Source organism: Mesorhizobium sp. Mes31, from assembly GCF_024519675.1.
Classification (GTDB): domain Bacteria; phylum Pseudomonadota; class Alphaproteobacteria; order Rhizobiales; family Rhizobiaceae; genus Mesorhizobium.
Genome location: NZ_JALJRL010000002.1, coordinates 125,319 through 147,457, shown reverse-complemented (window position 1 = coordinate 147,457; position 22,139 = coordinate 125,319). Strand labels below are relative to the sequence as shown.

The following is a 22,139-nucleotide window of genomic DNA, read 5'->3' as shown; positions in this document are numbered from 1 at the left end:
CCAATCTCGTTCTCGTGCATCCCCAAAAACGCTAGACATTTTTGGGCTACATGCATCTCTTGTTCTTGTGCATGTCGTTGCCCCAAAACCGCTACACACTTTTGGGCGACATGCACCGGACCACATTATCCGTGGCCTCATGCAATCACATCAGACAGGCACGTTCCAGATTTCTTTCGCATATTGGCGGATCGTGCGATCGGAGGAGAACCAGCCGACGCGCGCGACGTTGCGGATCGCCTTGGCATACCAGTCCGGGCTGTTGCGCCAGACCGCATCGACTTCGCGTTGGGCTGCGGCATAGGCGTCGAAATCGGCGGCCACCATGAACCAGTCGCCCTCGTAGAGGCCGTTGATGAGGTCGCGGTAACGTTCCGGATCATCCGGCGAGAAGACGCCTGACGAGACGGCAGCAAGCGCCTGCGACAACTCCGGTGAAGCCTCGATGACCGAGCGCGGATTGTAGCCATTGTTGCGCCGCTCGGCGACCTCGGCGGTGGTCAGGCCGAAGATGAAGATGTTGTCGTCGCCGACGCACTCCTTGATCTCGACATTGGCACCGTCGAGCGTGCCGATGGTCAACGCGCCATTCAGCGCGAACTTCATGTTGCCGGTGCCCGACGCTTCCATGCCGGCGGTCGAGATCTGCTCGGAAAGATCAGCGGCCGGCATCATGATCTCTGCCAGGCTGACGTTGTAGTTCGGCACGAACACCACCTTCAGCAGACCGCGAACGGCCGGATCACGGTTGATGACCCTGGCGACATCGTTGGCGAGTTTGATGATCAGCTTGGCGTTGTGGTAGCTGGGCGCCGCCTTGCCGCCGAAGAATTTCACGCGCGGCATCCAGTCGCGCTCGGGGTGCGAGCGGATCTGGTCGTAGAGCGCGATCGCCTCGAGGATGTTCAGAAGCTGGCGCTTGTATTCATGGATACGCTTGATCTGGATGTCGAACAGCGCCGAAGGATCGACCTTGATGCCGAGCCGGTCGGCGACGAGATTGGCCAGCCGCGCCTTGTTGGCCCGCTTGACGGCGGCGAACTTGTCGCGAAAGGCGGCATCGCCGGCGAAGGCATCGAGATCCTTGATGGCGTCGATGTCGTCGAGAAAGCGGTCACCGATCGCCTCGCGGGCGAGCGCCGTCAGGCCGGGGTTGCACTGGATCAGCCAGCGCCGCGGCGTGATGCCGTTGGTCTTGTTGTTGATGCGATCGGGATAGAGCTTGTGCAGGTCGGCGAACACCGTCTCCTTCATCAGATCGGTATGAAGAGCCGAAACACCGTTGATCGAGTGCGAACCGACAAAGGCCAGATTGCCCATGCGCACCCGGCGGTCGCCATTTTCCTGGATCAGCGAGATGCGGCTGATCTGCTCGTCCGAAAACTGGTTGGAGGCACGCGCCTCCAAAAGCACTTCGGCGTTGATGGCGTAGACGATCTGCATATGGCGCGGCAGCAGCCGCTCGAAAAGCGGCACCGGCCAACTTTCCAGCGCCTCGGGCAGCAGCGTATGGTTGGTGTAGCCGAAAGTGCGCTTGGTGATGCCCCAGGCCTGGTCGAAGTCCATGCCGTGGACATCCATCAGCAGGCGCATCAGTTCGGGAACCGCGATGGCCGGATGGGTGTCGTTGAGGTGGATCGCCGCCTTGTCGGGCAACGACTGCAAATTGCCGTACTGGCTGATGTGGCGCTGCAGGATGTCCTGCAGCGACGCGGTGGAGAAGAAGTACTCTTGCCTGAGCCGAAGCTCCTGCCCCGCCTTGTGGGAATCGGCGGGATAGAGGACCCGCGACAAGGCATCGGCCTTGTTGCTTTCGGCAAGCGCGCCGATATGGTCGCCGGCATTGAACTTGTCGAGCAGGATCGGATCGACCGGCATGCCCGACCACAGTCGCAACGTGTTGACCCGGTTCGCCCGCCAACCGACGACAGGCGTATCATAGGCGACCGCCAGGACATGCTCGGTCGGCTTCCAGACATGGCGCTCGAGCCGGCCGTCCTTCGAGGTTATCGATTCCACCGAACCGCCGAAACCAACCTCGAACGACCGTTCGCGCCGTTCGAATTCCCAGGGATTGCCGTGATCGAGCCAGGTCTCGGGCAGTTCAACCTGCCAGCCGTCGTGGATTTCCTGGCGGAACATGCCGTTGGCGTAGCGGATGCCGTAGCCATGCGCGGGAATGTTGACGGTCGCCATGCTTTCCATGAAGCAAGCGGCGAGCCGGCCGAGGCCGCCATTGCCGAGTGCCGCATCCGGCTCGAGGGCAGCAATCAGATCGAGATCGACGCCGAGCGACGACAGCGCGTCGCGCATATTGTCCATCAGGCCGAGATTGGAGAACGCGTCGCGCATCAGACGGCCGATGAGGAACTCGAGCGACAGATAGTAGACGCGCTTTTCCTGCTGGTCGTAGGCTTCTTTCGTCGCCTGCATCCAGCGATCGACGATGCGGTCGCGAACGACCTTGATCGAGGCGGTGAGCCAGTCGTACTGGGTCGCGACGGTGGTGTCCTTGCCGACCCGATATTTGAGGGCCATCAAGACTTCCGTGGCGAGCGTCTTGGGATCGGGGTTTTCGAGTAGTGGCGGGAGGGCTTCGGATGTCATCGCGCGCGTCATGCTACCTCTCGTGCTGTTGCCACGATCATACCGGCTTTCAACAATCCTCCCAGCCCATGCTAGCGCATCTTTCAGTATGTTCAATCGATTTAGACAACGACGGAGCCGGGCGCCCCTGCGGCAATTTGGCAGTCAGGCGGCCAGTGCGGCCTCCGGTGGAACCTTGGCTCCGGTCATGAAGGCAACGGCATCGGACATCGTATATTGCTTGGGATCGATGACGCAGAGGCGACGGCCCAGCCGGTGGATGTGAATGCGATCGGCCACTTCGAAGACATGCGGCATGTTGTGCGAGATCAGCACGATCGGCAGGCCGCGCTTCTTGACGTCGAGGATCAGTTCAAGCACGCGGCGGCTTTCCTTGACGCCAAGGGCGGCAGTCGGTTCGTCCATGATCACCACACGGCTGCCGAAGGCGGCGGCGCGCGCCACCGCCACGCCCTGGCGCTGGCCGCCCGACAGCGTTTCCACCGCCTGGCTGATGTTCTGGATGGTCATCAGGCCCAGTTCGGTAAGCTTGTCGCGGGCGCGCTTTTCCATCGCCGGACGGTCGAGCATGCGAAGCCAGTCCCCCAGAAAACCCGGTTTGCGGATCTCGCGACCAAGGAACATGTTGTCGGCGATAGACAGCGCCGGCGACAGTGCAAGGTTCTGGTAGACCGTCTCAATGCCGGCTTCGCGGGCTTCCATCGGCGATCTGAAGGCGACGGGTTTGCCCTCAAGCCGGATCTCGCCCTCGTCGGGCACGGCCGCGCCGGAAATCGCCTTGATGAGCGATGACTTACCGGCGCCATTGTCGCCTATGACGGCAAGGATTTCGCCCGGATAAAGGTCGAAGTCGGCATTGTCGAGAGCGGTGACGCGGCCATAGCGCTTGACCAGACCGCGCGCGGTAAGGATGGGTTCCTGGGTCATGCGGAAACCTTTCTGATCCATTGGTCGATGGCCACGGCGCCGATGATCAGCACACCGGTGAGCAGCACTTTCCATTGCGGATCGGCGCCCAGCATGTTGAGACCCATGGAGACGACACCGACGATCATCGCGCCAAACAGCGTGCCCAGGATCGAGCCACGCCCGCCGAACAGGGAAATACCACCAATCACCGTCGCGGTGATCGCCTGCAGATTGTAGTCAGTGACGGCGGCTGACGGTGAAATCGAGCCGTTGCGGCCGATGGAGACCCAGGCAGCGAAAGCAGCGATCAACCCGGCAAGGGTGTAGACCGTCATCAACACCTTCTTGGTCTGGATACCCGACAGCTTCGCCGCCTCCTGATCATCGCCAACGGCGTAGACATGGCGGCCCCATGCCGTGTGGTTGAGCACGTACCACAGGATCAAGACGAGCACGACCGTGGCAATGACCCCGAGCGTCAGCACCGCCGTGCCGATCTTGAAGCTCAGGGCGAACAGATGCAGCAGCGGCGCCTGGGTATCGACGTCGGTGTCGCGGATCGTCTCATTGGCCGAATAGATGAAGTTCGTGGCCATGACGATGTTCCAGGTGCCGAGCGTCACGATGAAGGGCGGCAGCTTCATGTAGGCGACCAGCACCCCGTTGAGCAGCCCACAGGCCGCACCGGCGGCAAGCCCGATCGCCACGGCCAGTACGCTCGGCAGACCGTAGCTGACCGCGCAATTGCCCATGATCACGGCCGAAATCACCATGATCACGCCAATCGACAGGTCGATGCCAGCGGTCAGGATGACCAGCGTCTGCGCGGCTCCGAGGATGCCGACGATGGCGATCTGCTGCAGGATCAGCGTCAACGTGTAGGACGAAAAGAACCGCCCTCCGATCGTGATGCCGAAGACAATGATCGCCAGAAGCAGCACGATCAGCGGCACCGCGGCTGGCGTTGAATGCAGGAAATGCTGGATGCGCTTGACGGCCGATTTGTGCTCGTCAAAAGCGGCAACACTTGTGTCGCTGCTCGAGAGAACTTTCTCGAATTCCTGAGCTTGAGCCATGTTTCCTCCCCGTAGGGTGTCAGCCACACGCCGACGCCCGTCCACGCCTTTCCGGTCTGTCGCCGGGATTGTTCGCGGTCACGCGACCCATCGTCCACCCGAAGCGGCCGGGGATCAAGCCCCGACCGCTTCGGTTTTATGGTTGCCGGTCAGACCGGCATCAGCCCCAGCACTTGGCGAGGCCTTCCTTGGTGTCGATGGACTTCACGCCATTGGCCGGCTTATCGGTCACCAGGTTGACGCCGGTATCGAAGAAATTCTTGCCTTCGGTCGGCTTCGGCTTGGTTCCATCCTTGGCGAAAGCAGCGATCGCCTCGATGCCGAGGGCCGCCATCTGCAGCGGATATTGCTGCGACGTCGCGCCGATCACGCCTTCCGTAACCGACTTCACGCCGGGGCAGCCGCCGTCGACCGAGACGATCAGCACCTGCTTTTCGAGGCCGACGGCCTTGAGCGCCTGGTAGGCACCGACAGCGGCCGGCTCGTTGATGGTGTGGATGACGTTGATGGTGTTGTCCTTCTGCAGAAGGTTCTCCATCGCCTTGCGGCCGCCTTCCTCGTTGCCGTTGGTGACGTCGTGGCCGACGATGCGCGGATCGTCCTCGTCGCCGATCTTGTTGGGGTCCTTCACATCGATGCCGTAGCCCATCATGAAGCCCTGGTCGCGCAGCACGTCCACGGTCGGCTGCGAGGGGGTCAGGTCGAGGAAGCCGATCTTGGCGTCCTTGGCCTTGTCGCCGAGCGTGGCGGCGGCCCAGGCGCCGATCAGCTTGCCGGCTTCGAGATTGTCGGTGGCGAAGGTGGCGTCGGCCGCGTCGATCGGATCGAGCGGCGTGTCGAGCGCGATCACCAGCAGGCCGGCATCACGCGCCTTCTTCACCGTAGGCACGATGCCCTTGGTGTCGGATGCGGTGATCAGGATACCCTTGGCGCCGTCGGCGATGCAGCTTTCGATCGCCGCCACCTGGCTCTCGCTGTCGCCGTCGATCTTGCCGGCGTAGGTCTTGAGGTCGACGCCGAGTTCCTTGGCTTTCGCCGTGGCGCCTTCCTTCATCTTGACGAAGAAGGGGTTGGTGTCGGTCTTGGTGATCAGGCAGGCGCCAACACCAGCCGCGGATGCGGACGATGCAAACGCCACCAGACCCAGAGCAGCGGCGGCAAACACGGTCGATTTCAACAGTTTTGTATTGGTCACGATTTTCCTCCCAGTGGAACCATTCTGGACGCCGGCCAACCGGCATCTGCAGCGCGTCCAACGAACTTCTCCCAGCGTGGACGCTGTCCCAACAGACACCAGACCAACGCCTCTGTCAATAATTAAATCACTCTTATTTATTATTGACAGCCTTGCTTCGTTCACTCATTCTGGCCCAAAAGCATTGAGGGGAAACGACGGGAGGAACAGGGTGGAGACCGCCATTTCCAGGCACGGTTCGCCCGAAGCGAATGAGAGCCTTATTCACCGCGGCACCAACCAGAGCGGCATGCGCGACCACAACGAGCGGCTGGTGCTCTCGCTGGTGCGGCAGCACGGCAGCCTGGCGAAGTCCGATATCGCGCGCATGACCGGGCTTTCCGCGCAGACCGTATCGGTCATCATGCGTGAACTGGAAGAGGAAAGCCTTCTCGTTCGTCAGGCGCCGTTGCGCGGCAAGATCGGCCAACCCTCCATCCCCATGGCGCTCAATCCCGACGGCGCCTATTTCATCGGCCTGAAGATCGGCCGCCGCAGCGCCGAACTCGTGCTGATCGATTTCCTTGGCCATGTCCGTTCGATGCTGCAGCATTCGTACCGCTATCCGGCGCCACGCGAGACAGTGGAATTCGTCACCAACGGCATGCGGCAGATGCGCGGCGAGCTGACGCCAGCGCAGGATAAACGCATCGCCGGCCTGGGGATCGCCATGCCGTTCGAATTGTGGAATTGGGCCGACACGGCCGGCGCCCCGCGCGACGTCATGGACGAATGGCGTCACCGCGACATTCGTGCCGACATCCAGGCGCAATGCGACTTTCCTGTCTACCTGCAGAACGATGCCACTTCGGCCTGCGGCGCCGAGCTCGTCTTCGGCCAGGCCGGTGCGGCGCGTGACTTCGTTTATTTCTACATCGGCGCGTTTGCCGGCGGCGGCATCGTGCTGAATGGCCGACTTTTTGGCGGGCCGACCGGCAATGCAGGCGCGCTCGGCTCCATGCCGGTGCCCGGACCGGACGGCAAGCCGACGCAGCTGATCGACGTGGCGTCCATCGCCATGCTCGAAAAGGCGCTCAATGCGCGTGGCGTCGAGGCCTCGCATCTGTGGACATCGCCGGAAGACTGGGGCGAGATCGGTCCCGAGCTCGACGAGTGGATCGCCAGCGCTTCGCAGGCGCTTGCCTATGCCATCGTCGCGGCATCCTCGGTCATCGATTTCGAGGCGGCGGTGATCGACGGCTGGATGCCGAAAGCCGTGCGCCGCCGGCTGGTTGACGCCATCATCGCGGCGATCGCCATGATCGACGCTGAGGGCTTGAAACTTCCCGCCGTTCGCGAGGGAACCGTCGGCATCCATGCCCGGGCGCTCGGTGGCGCCAGCCTGCCGCTTTCCGAACGCTTCCTGATCGGTTCGACGACGATTTCCAGGAGCGCCTGAATGCTGATCGGAATCCCGGCGCTGCTCGGTCCGGACCTTCTGGCGACACTGCGCGCCATGGGCCATGGCGATGAGATCGCCCTGGTCGATGGAAATTATCCGGCGGAACACCAGGCAACCCGGCTGGTTCGGGCCGACGGTCACCACCTCATCCCGGTACTCGACGCGATATTGAGTATCCTGCCGGTGGACGACGCCGTGCCGGAAGCCCTGTTTCGCGCGTCGGTGAAGGGCGATCCTTCGCTCGCCGATCCTGTCCACCATGAGATGGAGGCGATCTGCGCCAAACGCGCGCCGGGCCGCAAGGTGGTTGCGCTGGCCGGCGCCGACTTCTATGCACGGGTCAAATCGGCGTTTGCCATCGTCGCGACAAGCGAGCCGCGGCTCTACGCCAACATCATCATCCGCAAGGGCGTGATCTATCCGCCGGAGACCAGGAAACCATGATCCTCTGCTGCGGCGAAGCCTTGATCGACATGCTGCCGCGTACAACGACAGAGGGTGAGCCGGCCTTTGCCCCCTATGTCGGTGGCGCGGTCTTCAACACCGCGATAGCACTTGGCCGGCTGGGCGCGCCGGCAGGTTTCTTTTCAGGCCTGTCGTCGGATCTGTTCGGCGGCCAGCTGCGGGATGCGCTTGGGGCCAGCAAGGTCAGCTCCACCTATGCGCACACCTCGCCCAACCCGACCACGCTCGCCTTCGTGCGGCTGAACAATGGCCAGGCGACCTACACATTCTACGACGAGAATACAGCCGGACGCATGCTGACCATCGACGACCTGCCGGAACTCGGCGACGAGATCGAAGCCATGTTGTTCGGCGCCATCAGCCTGATTTCAGAGCCCGCCGGTGGTGCCTATGAGGAGTTCATGCGGCGCGAGCATGGCCGGCGCGTCATGATGCTCGACCCCAACATCCGGCCCAACTTCATCCCCGACAAGGCAAAGCACCTCAAGCGCATCCGCGCCATGATGGCGATGGCCGACATCGTGAAACTGTCGGACGAGGACCTGGACTGGTTCGGCGAAGCCGGCTCGCACGAGGATGTCGTCCGCAACTGGCTCGAGCGTGGCCCGAAGCTGATCGTCGTCACCCATGGCAGCGAAGGCGCCGTCGGCTATACCAGGGATCATGCCGTCACGGTGATGCCGGACAAAGTCGAAGTGGTCGACACGGTGGGCGCCGGCGACACGTTCAACGCCGGCATCCTCGCCTCCTTGCATGAGCAGGGGCTGCTGACGAAGGCGGCGATCGCCGGCCTGTCGAAGGATGCTATCCAGGCGGCGCTGGCGCTCGGCGCCAAGGCGGCGGCGGTGACTGTGTCGCGGGCCGGCGCCAATCCGCCCTGGCGGCAGGAAATCGCCTGAGCAACGTGCCCAAGATAGATTGAGCCAGTCGATCACTTTATGTTTCGCAGGGCCTGTCCCAGGGACTATAAAGGCGAGATCGCGCCCGACGAAGGCCGGATTTCCGGCATCTCGCGAAGACACGCTGGAAAACACAGGTAACAGACTGCGACACTTGCGCAATTCGCGGCTTTGCCGGTCCGGCTTTCTCGACAGGTGCAACTCTGGTACCAGCGGGCCGTTATCTCTGGCTAAACCGTTTTGAGGCCGACATGCAGTTCATCGATCTTGGCGCACAGCGCGAACGAATCCGCGATCGGCTGAAGGCGGCGATCGACCGCGTCGTCGAAGAGGGCCGTTATATCCTCGGGCCGCAGGTCACCGAATTCGAAAACAATCTTGCCGCCTATATCGGCACCAAGCATGTCGTGGCCTGCGCCAACGGCACAGATGCGCTTTTGTTGCCTTTGTTTGCGGCCGGCGTCGGTCCGGGCGACGCCGTGTTCGTTCCGAGCTTCACTTTCGCCGCCACCGCCGAAGTGGTGGCATTGGCCAAGGCAGAACCGGTTTTTGTCGACGTCGATCCGGCGACCTACAATATCAACATTGCCAGCCTCGAGGCTGCCATCGCCATGATCAAGAAGGAAGGCCGGCTGAAGCCGAAGGCGATCATTCCGGTCGACCTGTTCGGCCTCGCCGCCGACTACGACGCGATCATGGCGATCGCCAATCGAGAGAATCTGATGGTGATCGAGGATGCCGCCCAGTCGATGGGTGGCTCGGTCGACGGCAAGATGTGCGGCTCGTTCGGCGCCGTCGGCTCAACCAGCTTCTACCCGGCAAAACCGCTTGGCTGCTATGGCGATGGCGGCGCGATGTTCACCAATGACGATGCGTTGGCCGAGCAACTGCGTTCCTTCGCCTTCCACGGCAAGGGCGAAACGCAATATGACAATGTCCGCGTCGGCATCAATTCCCGGCTCGACACGCTGCAGGCGGCGATCCTGATCGAGAAACTGGCCATTCTCGAAGACGAGATGGTGGCCCGCCAGGTGGTGGCAAACCGCTACGCCGAAGGGCTTGGCGATATCGTCACCGCCGCGCGGAACCTCGGCGGCAGCCGTTCGGCGTGGGCACAGTACGCGATCGAAACGCCCAAGCGCGACGGACTGAAGGCGCATCTCGGCGAAAAGGGCATTCCATCGGTCATCTACTACGTCAAGCCACTGCATGCCCAAGTCGCCTATCGCGACTACCCACGCACGCCGACCGGTCTTGCAGTGTCGGAGGAACTGCCGAAGCGGATCCTCTGCCTGCCGATGCATGCCTATCTGAGCGAAACCGACCAGGACCGCATCATCGAGACGATCCGCAACTATATCGGCTCGAATTCAGCCCAGGCCGCAGCCGAGTAAACCGTCGACCGGTCTCAGGCGGGGCTGGCCCCTGCCCTGCCGCTGGCGATGAAATGCGGATTGGCGAAGTCCTCGTCATCGCTTTGCCTGCGCTTGCCATAGACCAGGGGCAGACCGTCCAGCGTGCGCGTCATGCCGCCGGCAGCGCGCAGCACGGCGTCGCCCGCGGCCGTGTCCCATTCCATGGTACGGCCGAAGCGCGGATAGACGTCCGCCTCGGCGCTGGCGAGAAGACAGAATTTCAGGGACGAACCGACCGAGACGATCTCAGCGGCACCGAGGTCGCGAATGTAGGCCTCGGTTTCCGGCGTGTTGTGCGAGCGGCTGGCAACGACGGCCAGCGGCGCCGCAGCCGTTCTCACCGAGATCGGCCGGCGGCCGACGATCTGGTACTCGCCATTGATTTCCAGCGATTCCGCCCTGCCCGGCCGGCCGGAAAAGAAGCGGCCAGTGCAAGGCGCAAAGACGACGCCGACTTCCGGCACGCCATGGCGAACCAGGGCTATGTTGACGGTGAAATCGGTGCGACGGTTGACGAATTCCTTGGTGCCGTCGAGCGGGTCGATCAGAAAGAAGGCCCCGTGGAGGTCGGGTGGCACGACGCCGGCGGACGCTTCTTCCTCGGCCACGCACGGAATGTCGGGAAATGCGGTGCGCAGCCCGGCGAGAATGATCTTCTCGCTCTCGCGATCCGCCTCGGTCACCGGCGAGGAATCGGATTTACGGTCGACCGCACAGCCTTCGTGGAATACGCGCATCACCTCGCGTCCGGCCGCCAGAGCCAGTCGCTCGAAGATTTCGAGCATCAGCCCGTCGTCAGATCCCGCCGCCGCTGTCGTATTGGTCTTCGGCAATGTCGCGCTCGTTCAGCCAGTGTTCCAGGGTTTCTACCATCTCTTCGGCCGATTTGCCGAGCGTCTTCAGATGGATTTCCGGTTTTTCCGGCGCCTCGTAAGGGGAATCCACACCGGTGAAATTCTTGATCTCGCCGTTCAGCGCACGCGCATAGAGCCCCTTCGGGTCACGCCTGGCGCATTCCTCGAAGGGCGTATCGACAAACACCTCGACGAATTCGCCATCGGTCATCAATTCGCGCGCCATGCGCCGCTCGGCGCTGAACGGCGAAATGAACGAAACAATGACGATCAGCCCGGCATCGGCCATCAGGCGCGCCACCTCGGCGACGCGCCGAATGTTCTCCACACGGTCGGCGTCGGTGAAACCAAGATCGCGATTAAGACCGTGACGGACATTATCGCCGTCGAGGATATAGGTATGGCGGCCAGAGGCGAACAGCTTCTTTTCGAACAGGTTGGCGATGGTGGACTTGCCGGAGCCCGACAGTCCGGTGAACCAGAACACGGCGGGCCGCTGGTTCTTCATGTCGGCACGCACGCGCTTGCCGACATCGAGCGACTGCCAGTGGATGTTTTCGGCCCGGCGCAGCGAGTGCAGGATCATGCCGGCACCGACCGTGGCGTTGCTGATGCGATCAATCAGGATGAAGGCGCCGGTCGTGCGGTTTTCAGCAAATGGGTCAAAGGCGATCGGCGTCCGCGTCGAGATGTTGCAGATGCCGACTTCGTTCATTTCGAGCGACTTGGCCGCCTCATGGGCAAAGTCGTTGACGTTGATCCGGTATTTCAGGTCGGTGACGGTGGCGCTGGTCTGATCGGTCTCGGTGCGCAGGATGTAGGAACGCCCTGGCAGCAGCGCATGCTCGTCGAACCAGACGATGTTGGCGGCGAACTGGTCGGCGACCTGCGGCCGAGCAGCCGGCGAAACCAGCATGTTGCCGCGTGAAATCTCGACCTCGTCATCAAGGACGAGCGTGACGGCCTGGCCGGCCGCCGCCTGGGCGAGGTCGCCGCCATACGAGACGATCCGCTTGACGCGCGACGATTTTCCGGACTTGGCGACAACAACCTCGTCGCCGGGCGCAACCGAGCCGGATGCGATCGTGCCGGCAAAACCGCGGAAATCGAGATTGGGACGATTGACATACTGGACCGGGAAGCGGAACGGCAGCTCGACCGCGGCTTCGTCGACCGACACGGTTTCGAGATGCTCGATCAGCGTCGGGCCGGAATACCATTCGGTGTTGTCCGATCGGCTGGTGACATTGTCGCCGTAGCGCGCCGACATCGGGATCGGCACGATGGTCTGGAAACCGAGATCGCGCGAAAACCGCCCGTAATCTTCAACGATCCGCTCGAAGACCGCCCGGTCGAACCCGACGAGGTCGATCTTGTTGACGGCCAGCACGATGTGGCGGATGCCGAGCAGTGAGGCGATGATCGAATGGCGCCTGGTCTGGCGCAGCACTCCTTGCCGCGCATCGATCAGCACGATCGCCAGGTCGGCGGTCGAGGCACCGGTCGCCATGTTGCGGGTGTATTGTTCGTGGCCGGGCGTGTCGGCAACGATGAACTTGCGCTTCGGCGTGGCGAAGAAGCGGTAGGCGACGTCGATGGTGATGCCTTGCTCGCGCTCGGCCTCGAGGCCGTCGACCAACAGCGCGAAATCGATGTCGTCGCCGGTGGTGCCATGCTTGCGCGAATCGCGTTCGAGCGCGGCGAGCTGGTCCTCGAAGATCTGCTTGGTGTCCGACAGCAGGCGGCCGATCAGCGTCGACTTGCCGTCATCGACGGAACCGCAGGTGAGGAAGCGCAGCAGCGACTTCTTCTCCTGTGCCGCCAGATAGTCGCGAACGTCGTCGGTGGGGGCGAGGCTCTTTGCCATGATGTGGCGCATGGTCAGAAATACCCCTCGCGCTTCTTCTTTTCCATTGAGCCGGCTTCATCGCGGTCGATCAGGCGACCCTGCCGTTCCGAGGTGCGCGCGGTCAGCATTTCACCAACGATGGCCTCCAGCGTGTCGGCATCCGATTCGATGGCGCCGGTCAGCGGATAGCAGCCCAGCGTGCGGAACCGCACAAGCCGGTTCTCCACCGTCTCACCGGGGCGCAGTTTCATGCGCTCGTCATCCCTAAGGATAAGCATGCCGTCGCGTTCCACCACCGGCCGCTCCTTGGCGAAATAGAGCGGCACGATCGGGATGTTTTCCTGCAGAATGTATTGCCAGATATCGAGTTCGGTCCAGTTCGACAGCGGAAACACCCGGATCGATTCCCCTGACGCGATACGGGTGTTGAATATCTTCCACATTTCCGGCCGCTGGTTCTTCGGATCCCACACATGCTGGGCATTGCGGAAGGAGAAGATGCGCTCCTTGGCGCGCGACTTCTCCTCGTCGCGACGGGCACCGCCAAAGGCGGCGTCAAAACCGTATTTGTCGAGCGCCTGGCGCAGGGCCACGGTCTTCATCACATGGGTATGCGTGTTCGAACCGTGATCGAACGGATTGATGTTGTCGCGCACGCCATCTTCGTTGACGTGGACCAGGAGGTCGAAGCCGAGTTTCTGCGCCATCTGGTCGCGAAAGGCGATCATCTCGCGGAATTTCCACGTCGTGTCGACATGGAGGAAGGGAAAGGGTGGCTTGGCGGGATAAAACGCCTTCATCGCCAGATGCATCAGCACGGAAGAATCCTTGCCGACCGAGTAGAGCATGACCGGCTTGGCGAAGGCGGCCGCAACCTCGCGGAATATATGGATGGACTCGGCTTCAAGCCGTTGCAGATGCGTAAGCGCTGTTGTCATGGACTGTGAGCGTTCTCTCGTGCCTTCCGACAGAAGGACTTGCGTGAAATCATCGAGCTTTTGCGCCCGGTTCATGCTTCGCTTCTGGATAAACATGTTTCGAGCGGGCCTTCTAGCAGATCGCCGCCGCCCAGAACAATGCAAGACGAGCCCGGCGCCGGTCCGTTCGAGAATGAATTTTCCACGCTTGCGCCAAAACCCGGAAATTTCTGCTCGCACTGTCAACTGCCGAGAAAAGGCTGGAAAAATATTGCTTGAGGGACCGCGGCGGCGGCCCTCCTAATGGCCTTCTCCAATCGCCCGGAGCCAGCTGTCGATTTGCGGTGGCTATCGGCCCTGACGCACTATCGAAAAAGCAGCCCAGCCGCTATACCAGCCTCTGAAAGCGGGCAAGATGCATCGTACGGCACGGGCAATTTCGAGGCGAGCACATTTGATTTCGCTCAACAAGATCTGCCGTATGTAGTTTCCAGAGACTAGCGAGCCAGAAAATTGACCCGGCTTTCCTCCATAAGACAGCAATTCACGCCTTCGCGCGTCAATATCTATTTCTCCATTCTCTGTTTCTTTTTCCCACCGGTTCTCGGATCGGTGGTCAGCTTTGTGTTCAATGGCGGCGGCCTGTGGTCCGTCCTCTTGATTGCCTCCAGGAAAAGACGCTTCAACGTCGACCGACCGGTGATCGCGCTGACGGTCGCCATCTACGCCTATTGCGCGGCCAATCTCATGGCCTCCATCGTCAACAACTCGCTCGCTCGGGATGCGCCACACCTGATCCCGCTCGTCACCTTCCTGTTTTTTCCCGTCTCCTATTCGACCTGGAGTATCACGCCGAAAGCGACGCTCGTCCGCATCATCATACTCTGCAGTATGGCCGCCTGTTTTGTAGCCGTGCTGCTGGCGATCTTTCAGCAATATTGGCTGGGGATGAGAGCCGAGGGCGGGGCCGGCAATGCGATCGTGTTCGCGGAGGTCCTCTGCCTTGCCGTGATGATGTGCGTGGCCGGCGCCCTGTCGGGTGTCGAGAGACACAGGATCGCCCTCGTCTGCGCCGCGCTTGGGGGGGTGGTTGCCATCGTCTACTCCGGTACGCGCATTGCCTGGCTGGCGCTGCTGATTTCCGGCATCGCCGTTCTGCTGATCAACCAGCAGAGGCTAAGAGGGCGCAATGTCGTTCGCCTGCTGTTGTTGCTGGTGGCGGTCGGCGTCGTGATCGCGGCTTTGGGCTTTCAGACGATAGCCGAGCGCCTCGACTTTCTGCGCTCGGACTGGGATGCACTCGGGGCGCACGGCAACTACGACACCTCGTTGGGAATACGTGTTGCCCTTTGGGAGATCGGCCTGAAGGCGTTCCGCGAGATGCCATTGTTCGGACACGGGGTGAGTGCGACCCAGCTTTTGATAAAGCAAGGTTTCCAGGACCAGTTCGCACTGTCGCTAGGCTTCAATCATTTCCACAACGGGTTCCTGACCGCCCTGGTGCAGGCAGGAACCCTGGGTGCCGTGACACTGGCGGCGATCTTTGTCGTTGCCGCCAGAAATGCCGCCCTGGTCCTGCGAAACAGCACCGATCCGATCGAGCGCTTCGGCGCCATGATGATTGTCGTCGTCGTGATTACCTATCTCACGTCCGGAATGACGGGCATCCTGGTTGGTCATGACATTCTGGACTCGGTGCTGATGGTCTTCCTGGTGAGCGGGACATATCTCGCCTCCGGCCGTCAGGCTCCCTTGGTGGAGAACCAAACTCATCCGCCAGTGGTGGAAGATCAAGCTCTTCCATCAGCCACCCAATAGCTGTTGCAGGCAAGGCAATGAAAGTCTTGGTCACAGGCGCGACGGGATTCATCGGGCGCCTTGTCGTACACCATCTTCGCGAAGCCGGGGCCGAGCTTCGCCTTGCCTCCCGCCGCCCTGAGAAACTGGGGGCGGAAAACGACGCTGTGCTTATGCCCAATTTCGATGCGCCAGCAGCGGCTTTCCTGGCACTCACCAGGGATGTGACCCATGTCGTCCATTGCGCGGGCTTGAACAATGATCAGGGCAACGCCACCGAAGCCGATTATCGGGCGGCCAATGTGGAATTGAGCGCGCGGCTGGCGCATGCCGCGGCCGCACAGGTGAGCGGACGCTTCATTCAGCTTTCCTCGATCCGGGCCGTGATCGGCGCTTGCGTCAGTGCAATGATCGACGAGAACACGCCCCCTGCCCCGCAATGCGTCTATGGACGCTCGAAACGCGAAGGCGAGATCAGGGTTCTCGGTGCCTATGCCTCGCAAGGCCGTTCCGATGCCGCCCTGCTGCGCCTGCCTCCGATCTATGGAAGCGGCATGAGGGGAAACCTGGCGACGTTGATGCGCCTGGCCGACACCCGCTTGCCGCTGCCGACAGGCGCCTTGACGGGAATCCGCTCGCTGATGTCATCCGAAGCCGCGGCGCGAGCCGTGTCGCACCTGTTGAGCCATTCAGCATCGCTTCGCCCGGTCTATGTCGGCGCCGATGTGCCGCCGGTCGCGGTCGCCGCCATCATCGGCGCCTTTCGCAGCGGTCTTGGACGGACTCCGCGCCTGATCGCCGTACCGGCCGGCCTGATGCGACCAGCCGCGGCCGTGTTTGGCAGGCGGGCGTTCTGGGACAGCATGACCGCGACACAGATATGCGATCCTTCCCTGCTGGTGTCGGAGGGCTGGCTGCCAGAAACCGGCACGCTGGAGCGGCTGGCCGAGATAGCGCGGCTCAGCAAATCTCGACTTCTTGTTTGACCATGATCTTTCCAAGACCGGCTTCAACTTTTTGAGGCCATGGTCCGCTCAGCCTCGATAGAGTGTCCTGAACAGGATCCGAAGGTCGAGCCACAATGACGCGCTCTTGACATAGGCGGCATCGGTTTCGGCCAGAAGCGCCGGGCTGGACATGTCTATGCCCCTGATCTGGGCCAGGCCGGTAATGCCCGGAAGTGCCCCCAGGACCCCCAGCCGCCTGCGATATTCGATCACTTCCGTCTGGGTCGGCAGAGAGGGGCGAGGCCCGACCAGGCTCATCTCGCCTCTCAGAACGTTCCAGAACTGCGGCAGTTCATCGAGCTTGAACTTCCGCAAGACCTCGCCAACCGATGTCACGGCGTTCACGGGCGTCTCATGCGAGGGCAATGACGGCGTCCCGACGTACATCGTCCTCAACTTGTGACAGCGAAACAGCGCGCCGTCGCGACCGACCCGCGTCTGGGAAAAAATCGCCGGACCGGGAGATGATGCCCGAACCGCAAGGACGGCGAGCAGGAAAACAGGAGATGTGACCAGCAACAGCAGGGCCGCACCGACTAGGTCGAAGATTTGCTTGGCTGCCTTCATGAACGGCCGATAGCGCTCCCTGCCAAAGCCATGAGGCAACGCCACGTAGGGAGCCCCTCGATCCGGTCGACGTAGCATGAGGTTATCTGTTGACCAAGCGCGCCAGGCATCATTCGTTGCTCAGATACGACCCAGGATGAATGCGAGATAGAGCCCGAGGGTGCCGGCAAAAGTCTGCCGATAGACACCGCTTTTGCGCAAGCCGGACAAGCGGTGGAAAAGACTGCCCTGCCGCCCGCTGGTGAACAAGTCGAGGCACGCCGCCGCATCCGGGGTAAGGAGGTCGCGATTGACGGCAAGCCCGTCGAGGTTGAGATCGGTCCAGCCGGCAAACTCGCCCCTGAACAGGCGGCCAAGCCGGGAAACCCTTGCCTGCCACGACACGTTGGCGCCAACCAGGTTTGCGGAATGCTGCCGGTAGCGCACCAGCGGCCGCGGATCGTAGCGGACGATGCCGCCGGCGGCGGTCACGATCAGATAGGCCCACCAATCATGGCTGACGAACCCGGTGCGCGCGCAGGCCGTGGCCAGCAGGTCGCGTGCGGCGGCGTTCAACAGGATGGTGTTGCCGCCGGCGATGCTTTGCACGAGCGCGTTGCGAAAGGACGGTGGCCGGCGAAACAACGGCGAGTGGCCGACGAGGCTTCCGGCCTCGGTCATGGTTGCCGTCCGCGAGCAGAACATCAGCGGGGTTCCTGCATCGCGCCCCTGCATCCAGCGGACGGCGGTTTCCAGCCTGTCGGGCTCCCAGATATCGTCCTGGTCGCAGAAAGCATAGCAGTCCGCCTCGATACGTCGATCCAGGATCATCGAGCGGAAATTGGCGGCGAAGCCTTGCCGCGGCCCCTCCAGCAGGGTCATTCGCCCCTTCGACCAGCGGGGCCTCCAGGCCTCGATGATGGCGGTCGTGCCATCGACGGAGCCATCGTCCGAGATCCACAGGTCGATGAGAGGGTGCGACTGCGCGAACAGGGATCGCAGTTGCTCGTCAATGAAGGCGGCGCCGTCTTTCGTGCCCATCAGGACTGCAATGCGTGGATCTTCCTTGCTCACCAGCTTCAAATACCCTGCAAATGCCCTGGAATGGCTAGGCCTGTCCGATCCACGATCAAGATCATTCTCTGAATTGGGTCTAGGTCGCCCGCCCGGCCGTTTTTGGGATGACGTCCCGAGGGGCGCTCCCCTTTGCCCTCTTGGCGCGGTCAAGGCCGGCCAGCACGGCGAGCGAGGAAGCCTTGTCCTGGCTCTTCATCGACTGCTGCAGTTCCGCGAGCGCGGCCTGGACATCCGACCATTCCACGACATCGGTGCTCAGGCCGAAAATCTTCGAAATGCCGAGCTCGACCAGCTCTTCATCTTCGCCATGCAGCGTTTCGTGGAGCTTTTCGCCCGGCCTTATGCCGGTGAACCGGATCGGAATGTCCGTGTATGGGTTCTGTCCGGACATGCGGATCATCGTTTCGGCCACTTCAAGGATCGGCACGGGCTTGCCCATGTCGAGCATATAGACGGCATAGTCGTGGCCGCCCTGCCGCGATGCCGCATCGGCCGCCGACATGATGACCAGATCGACGGCTTCGGCCACCGTCATGAAATAGCGGGTCATGCGCCGGTCCGTGATGGTGACGGGCCCGCCGGCCTCGATCTGCGCCTGGAATATGGTCGCCACCGAACCATTGCTGCCGAAGACGTTGCCGAAGCGGACGGCTATGAACTTGGTGGCGGACCGACGCCCGCCCGGCTCGCTCGCGGGCGCCCCATGCAAGGCGCTGACGATCTGTTCGGCGGCCCGTTTTGTCATGCCAAGCACCGATGTCGGATCCACCGCTTTGTCACTCGACACCATGACGAACTGCGGAACACCGCATTTGGCGGCGACCTCGGCGCAGACGAGCGTGCCGAAAACATTGGTCTGGATGGCGGAATCCCAGTTTTCCTCGAGCAAGGGAACATGCTTGAGCGCGGCGGCATGAAAGATGATGTCCGGCCTGAATTCGGTGACGACACGCGTTATCTGGCGCCGGTCGGCGACATCGACAATACGGACCTTGAGGCGGTCATGGTGCTTCTCGTCAATGTACTGGCTCAACTGGAAGATGCCGAATTCGGAGTTGTCGGCGACCAGCACCGACTCGGCCCCCAGTTCCAGCGACCGTTTGACCAGCGTTCGGCCGATCGACCCGGCGCCTCCCGTCACCAGAACGCGTTTGCGGCCGACGAAGGCGCCGATACGCTCGATATCGGACGGGACTGTCGGACGGCGCAGGATGGTTTCCATCTCGACGGCGTCGAGAACCAGCTTGCCCTGCTGTTCCAGCTGCGAAAGGCCGGAGAATTGCACCACCGTTATATCGCCGTGCCGGGCGACGCGGACGAGCTCCGTATATTCCTCGATCTCGTGCTCGGCTCCGCTGCCGAAAATCAGCAGATCCAGGCTTTTGGTGCCGGTTGCATAGTCCTCCAGGACATCGACCAGACGCGGCCGGGTCGCCACCACGGGAACGCCTTGAATACGCGTACCCAGGGGAGCGCCTTGCTCGGTCGCCATGATGCCGGCGATGGAATAGTCGGCGGGCTCAGCCGTGCGCGTGAAGCGAATGATCAGGTCGGCTTCGCCGAGCCGGCCGACGAACAATGCCCGCTTGGTCCACGATTTGTCGCTCTTGCGGCTCAGGATGCCCCAGCTCGCACCGTCACGCAGGAAGCGGTAGAACAGCCGCGGCCCCGATATGATGGTGAAGGAGACGAGGAAGAAGACGATGAACTGTCGTTCGTTGAGCCCCGCCACCGGCTTAAGGAAACGAACCAGCAGCGAAGCGCCATAGAGAACAAGCGTCAAAATCGCGCAGCTCTTCAGGATGTTGAAAAAGTCGGGCGTCGAGGCAAAGCGCCAGACCGTGGTGTAGAGACCACTATACCTGAACAGCAAATGGCTGATGACAACGATGCTCGCCCAGGTGGCCAAACCCTCGTTGGAGAGCGCACCGAACGAAAGATCCGACCGCGAAAGGACGAGGCTGAGCGCCACCGCGACCAGGACCATGACCACGTCCTGGACCATGATGAAGGCGCGCCGCATCTCCGGCCTGAGTCCGAATACAGCTTCCAGGTAGGAATTCATTGGATGGCACTAGACTCCAGGCTCTCGGACATGGACACCTGAAAGCGCGAACACGAAAACATTCGTGGCCGATCACTCTTTCAAAGTGCCATCCCCGGCCCCCGCCGTGCTGTATCGCATACTGCGGGCTCGAAGTCATAGCCAGATGTTTTTTCGGTAGAGCGTGTGAATAAGAGTAAGATTTACCCCCTGTTGCAGAATGGTTGTTGCCAAGCCCGCGGCCAGCGTTGCGATTTGCACACTGCCGCTACGTCAGCGCGTATCCAGTTTTGCCGCGGTTGACTCTGCTCTCGACCTCGTTACGACGCAATGCGTTGCCATAGGCTCTTCGAAATGGCTATTAGAGAGGGGGCTTGGTGGTTCGCTATGGCCAGCGAAGAGTAATGCGCCGGAACAACAGATTGCGATACCCCAAACGATGATTGCGGCACTAAACGGCGCTTTTGACGACATCTCCAGGGCCATGCGGCTGCACAGAGTCTGGGTTGCGCTGGCCCATGAGGACATCGGCGACCAGCACAGGCGCACGACTCTCGGACCGCTTTGGCTGCTGGTCAACTACGTTGCGTTCGTGGGCACATTCGTCTTCGTATTCCAACCAGCGGGCAAGGATGCCGCGGGTTATGCTGCCTATGTCGCGATCGGCCTTCTGGTATGGTTCTACCTGATGGAGGTCATGTCGCTGAGCGTGTCGCTGTTCCAGCGCGAAGAGAGCTTCATCGAAGGCACGACGCTGCCTTTGTTTGTGTATGTGATGCGGCTGGCATTGCAGTCTGCCATCCGGGCAGGCTATGCGATCGCTGGTTGCCTTGTCATTCTGCTCTTGAGCGGCTCTCCGCTCGCTACTCCATGGCTGTGGTCGCTGGCGGGATTGTTCCTGATCTTGTTCGCCACACCCGCCCTTATCACCGTCTTCGCGTTTCTTGGGGCCTTCTTTCCTGACAGTCAGTTCATTGTCGGCAATTTGCTGCGGGTAGGCATGTTCTTCACCCCCGTTTTCTGGGTGTATAACGGGCAAGACCCTATACAAAAATACGCCTACGAATGGAATCCGTTCACGTACTTCCTCGAGATCGTCCGTTTGCCGATCATGACTGGAGAATTTCCAGCTCATGCTTTCACGGTAACGATCATCGTGTCATTGGCTACATGGATGATTGCATTGCTGCTGCTTGGCCGGTACCGCAAGCAAGTCATCTTCATCATCTGAGTTTTCGATGGTTTCTATCAAACTGGACAACGTTAGCCTTGTTTACAAGCTGCACGAGAAGCTGACGCTTTCCGCGCCGGACCGGCGCGTGGGTGGGCCAGGCGGCAGGATCGAGAGCTCGGGCCGAAAGCAGTTTGTGCAGGCGCTCGACGGCATAAGCTTCGAGTTGAAGGCCGGCGACCGGCTGGGCCTGGTTGGCCCGAACGGAGCCGGCAAGACCACCCTTCTCAAGGTGCTCTACGGGATCTACGAACCATCCGGCGGAAGCGTAGCGATAGAAGGCAAGGTCGACGCTCTTTTCAACATCAACATAGGCTTTCGCCGCGAGGCCACCGGGCGCAGGAACATCGTGTTGCGTGGGTTGATCAGCGGATGGACGGAAGCCGAGATCGAAGAGAAGATGGAGGAGATCATCGCCTTCAGCGAGCTCGGGGACTTCATCGACCTGCCGTTCAAGGCCTACAGCCAGGGCATGGCGGCGCGATTGGCCTTTTCGGCGGCAACCGCGCTTGATCCCGAGATTCTGTTGATGGACGAGTGGATCGGCGCCGGCGACGCCTCTTTTCAGGACAAGGCCAAAAGGCGCATGGACGAACTCGCGGAAAAGGCCGGCATCATCGTGCTGGCCAGCCACAATGAGAGTCTTATTGAAAGCGTGTGCACAAAGAAAATGACGCTCAAGAGCGGTCGAGTGGAATCGCTGACGGCGAAGCTGATCGAATCGGCCAGAGCTTAGACATAGCGCGCCAAGTCACGTGCAACGCGATGCGCCAATCTGGTTCTGCTGTCCATAACCAAGCTCGACAGCTG

Annotated in this window: 18 protein-coding genes; 8 read left to right on the top strand and 10 right to left on the bottom strand. The window is 61.6% G+C overall.

The genetic code is table 11. From position 1 onward, the window contains the following. Positions 1–150: 150 nt before the first annotated feature. The 4 genes from NR193_RS03370 to NR193_RS03355 all read right to left on the bottom strand — a co-directional run bounded on the left by NR193_RS03370 (position 151) and on the right by NR193_RS03355 (position 5,769). The gene (locus tag NR193_RS03370; protein ID WP_256749464.1) at positions 151–2,619 is read right to left on the bottom strand and encodes a glycogen/starch/alpha-glucan phosphorylase; all 2,469 of its coding nucleotides are present in this window, start codon (positions 2,617–2,619) and stop codon (positions 151–153) included. A 132-nt stretch (positions 2,620–2,751) separates the two neighbouring features. Next, positions 2,752–3,534 carry an ATP-binding cassette domain-containing protein gene (locus NR193_RS03365; RefSeq protein WP_091585956.1) on the bottom strand — a complete coding sequence of 261 codons (783 nt, stop codon included), beginning with the start codon at positions 3,532–3,534 and terminating at the stop codon, positions 2,752–2,754. Beyond that, entirely contained in the window at positions 3,531–4,592 is a 1,062-nt protein-coding gene (locus NR193_RS03360; RefSeq protein WP_256749463.1) for an ABC transporter permease, read from the bottom strand. The genes NR193_RS03365 and NR193_RS03360 overlap by 4 nt, the downstream gene beginning before the upstream one ends. Positions 4,593–4,752: 160 nt before the next feature. Then, positions 4,753–5,769, bottom strand: a complete 1,017-nt coding sequence (locus NR193_RS03355; protein ID WP_256749822.1) for a sugar ABC transporter substrate-binding protein — start codon at positions 5,767–5,769, stop codon at positions 4,753–4,755. Between the two features lie 229 nt (positions 5,770–5,998). On the opposite strand from NR193_RS03355, the gene NR193_RS03350 reads away from it, so the two are divergent. The 4 genes from NR193_RS03350 (at position 5,999) to NR193_RS03335 (ending at position 9,986) form a co-directional block, all read left to right on the top strand. Next, entirely contained in the window at positions 5,999–7,225 is a 1,227-nt protein-coding gene (locus NR193_RS03350) for an ROK family transcriptional regulator (RefSeq protein WP_256749462.1), read from the top strand. Then, positions 7,226–7,672 (top strand): RbsD/FucU family protein, encoded by a 447-nt coding sequence (locus NR193_RS03345; protein WP_256749461.1) that lies wholly within the window; start codon positions 7,226–7,228, stop codon positions 7,670–7,672. After that, positions 7,669–8,592, top strand: a complete 924-nt coding sequence (locus tag NR193_RS03340) for a carbohydrate kinase (RefSeq protein WP_256749460.1) — start codon at positions 7,669–7,671, stop codon at positions 8,590–8,592. Before NR193_RS03345 ends, NR193_RS03340 begins: the two co-directional genes overlap by 4 nt. 251 nt (positions 8,593–8,843) lie before the next feature. Next, positions 8,844–9,986 (top strand): DegT/DnrJ/EryC1/StrS aminotransferase family protein, encoded by a 1,143-nt coding sequence (locus NR193_RS03335; protein WP_256749459.1) that lies wholly within the window; start codon positions 8,844–8,846, stop codon positions 9,984–9,986. Between the two features lie 14 nt (positions 9,987–10,000). Here NR193_RS03335 and cysQ read toward each other — a convergent pair whose 3' ends face one another. From cysQ to cysD, 3 genes are read right to left on the bottom strand one after another with little or no spacing between them, the layout of a single operon-like run. After that, a complete protein-coding gene (cysQ, locus tag NR193_RS03330) occupies positions 10,001–10,792 on the bottom strand; it encodes a 3'(2'),5'-bisphosphate nucleotidase CysQ (RefSeq protein WP_256749821.1) in 792 nt (263 codons plus the stop codon). A gap of 10 nt (positions 10,793–10,802) precedes the next feature. Beyond that, the gene (gene cysN, locus NR193_RS03325; RefSeq protein WP_256749458.1) at positions 10,803–12,740 is read right to left on the bottom strand and encodes a sulfate adenylyltransferase subunit CysN; all 1,938 of its coding nucleotides are present in this window, start codon (positions 12,738–12,740) and stop codon (positions 10,803–10,805) included. Between the two features lie 2 nt (positions 12,741–12,742). Next, the gene (gene cysD, locus NR193_RS03320; protein ID WP_127412411.1) at positions 12,743–13,648 is read right to left on the bottom strand and encodes a sulfate adenylyltransferase subunit CysD; all 906 of its coding nucleotides are present in this window, start codon (positions 13,646–13,648) and stop codon (positions 12,743–12,745) included. A gap of 492 nt (positions 13,649–14,140) precedes the next feature. Here cysD and NR193_RS03315 point away from each other — a divergent pair, with 492 nt between their 5' ends. Together NR193_RS03315 and NR193_RS03310 are read left to right on the top strand one after the other, a co-directional pair. After that, positions 14,141–15,445, top strand: a complete 1,305-nt coding sequence (locus NR193_RS03315) for an O-antigen ligase (RefSeq protein ID WP_256749457.1) — start codon at positions 14,141–14,143, stop codon at positions 15,443–15,445. 17 nt (positions 15,446–15,462) lie between these two features. Then, complete coding sequence (locus NR193_RS03310) at positions 15,463–16,410, top strand: NAD-dependent epimerase/dehydratase family protein (RefSeq protein WP_256749456.1); 948 nt, start codon at positions 15,463–15,465, stop codon at positions 16,408–16,410. A 48-nt stretch (positions 16,411–16,458) separates the two neighbouring features. Here NR193_RS03310 and NR193_RS03305 read toward each other — a convergent pair whose 3' ends face one another. The 3 genes from NR193_RS03305 to NR193_RS03295 all read right to left on the bottom strand — a co-directional run bounded on the left by NR193_RS03305 (position 16,459) and on the right by NR193_RS03295 (position 20,119). Continuing rightward, complete coding sequence (locus NR193_RS03305) at positions 16,459–16,998, bottom strand: sugar transferase (RefSeq protein WP_256749820.1); 540 nt, start codon at positions 16,996–16,998, stop codon at positions 16,459–16,461. A gap of 120 nt (positions 16,999–17,118) precedes the next feature. Further along, complete coding sequence (locus NR193_RS03300; RefSeq protein ID WP_256749455.1) at positions 17,119–18,051, bottom strand: glycosyltransferase family 2 protein; 933 nt, start codon at positions 18,049–18,051, stop codon at positions 17,119–17,121. A 79-nt stretch (positions 18,052–18,130) separates the two neighbouring features. Beyond that, the gene (locus NR193_RS03295; protein WP_256749454.1) at positions 18,131–20,119 is read right to left on the bottom strand and encodes a nucleoside-diphosphate sugar epimerase/dehydratase; all 1,989 of its coding nucleotides are present in this window, start codon (positions 20,117–20,119) and stop codon (positions 18,131–18,133) included. A 199-nt stretch (positions 20,120–20,318) separates the two neighbouring features. Here NR193_RS03295 and NR193_RS03290 point away from each other — a divergent pair, with 199 nt between their 5' ends. After that, complete coding sequence (locus tag NR193_RS03290) at positions 20,319–21,329, top strand: ABC transporter permease (RefSeq protein WP_256749453.1); 1,011 nt, start codon at positions 20,319–20,321, stop codon at positions 21,327–21,329. Then, the gene (locus NR193_RS03285) at positions 21,292–22,065 is read left to right on the top strand and encodes an ABC transporter ATP-binding protein (RefSeq protein ID WP_256749452.1); all 774 of its coding nucleotides are present in this window, start codon (positions 21,292–21,294) and stop codon (positions 22,063–22,065) included. The genes NR193_RS03290 and NR193_RS03285 overlap by 38 nt, the downstream gene beginning before the upstream one ends. Positions 22,066–22,139 lie beyond the last annotated feature (74 nt).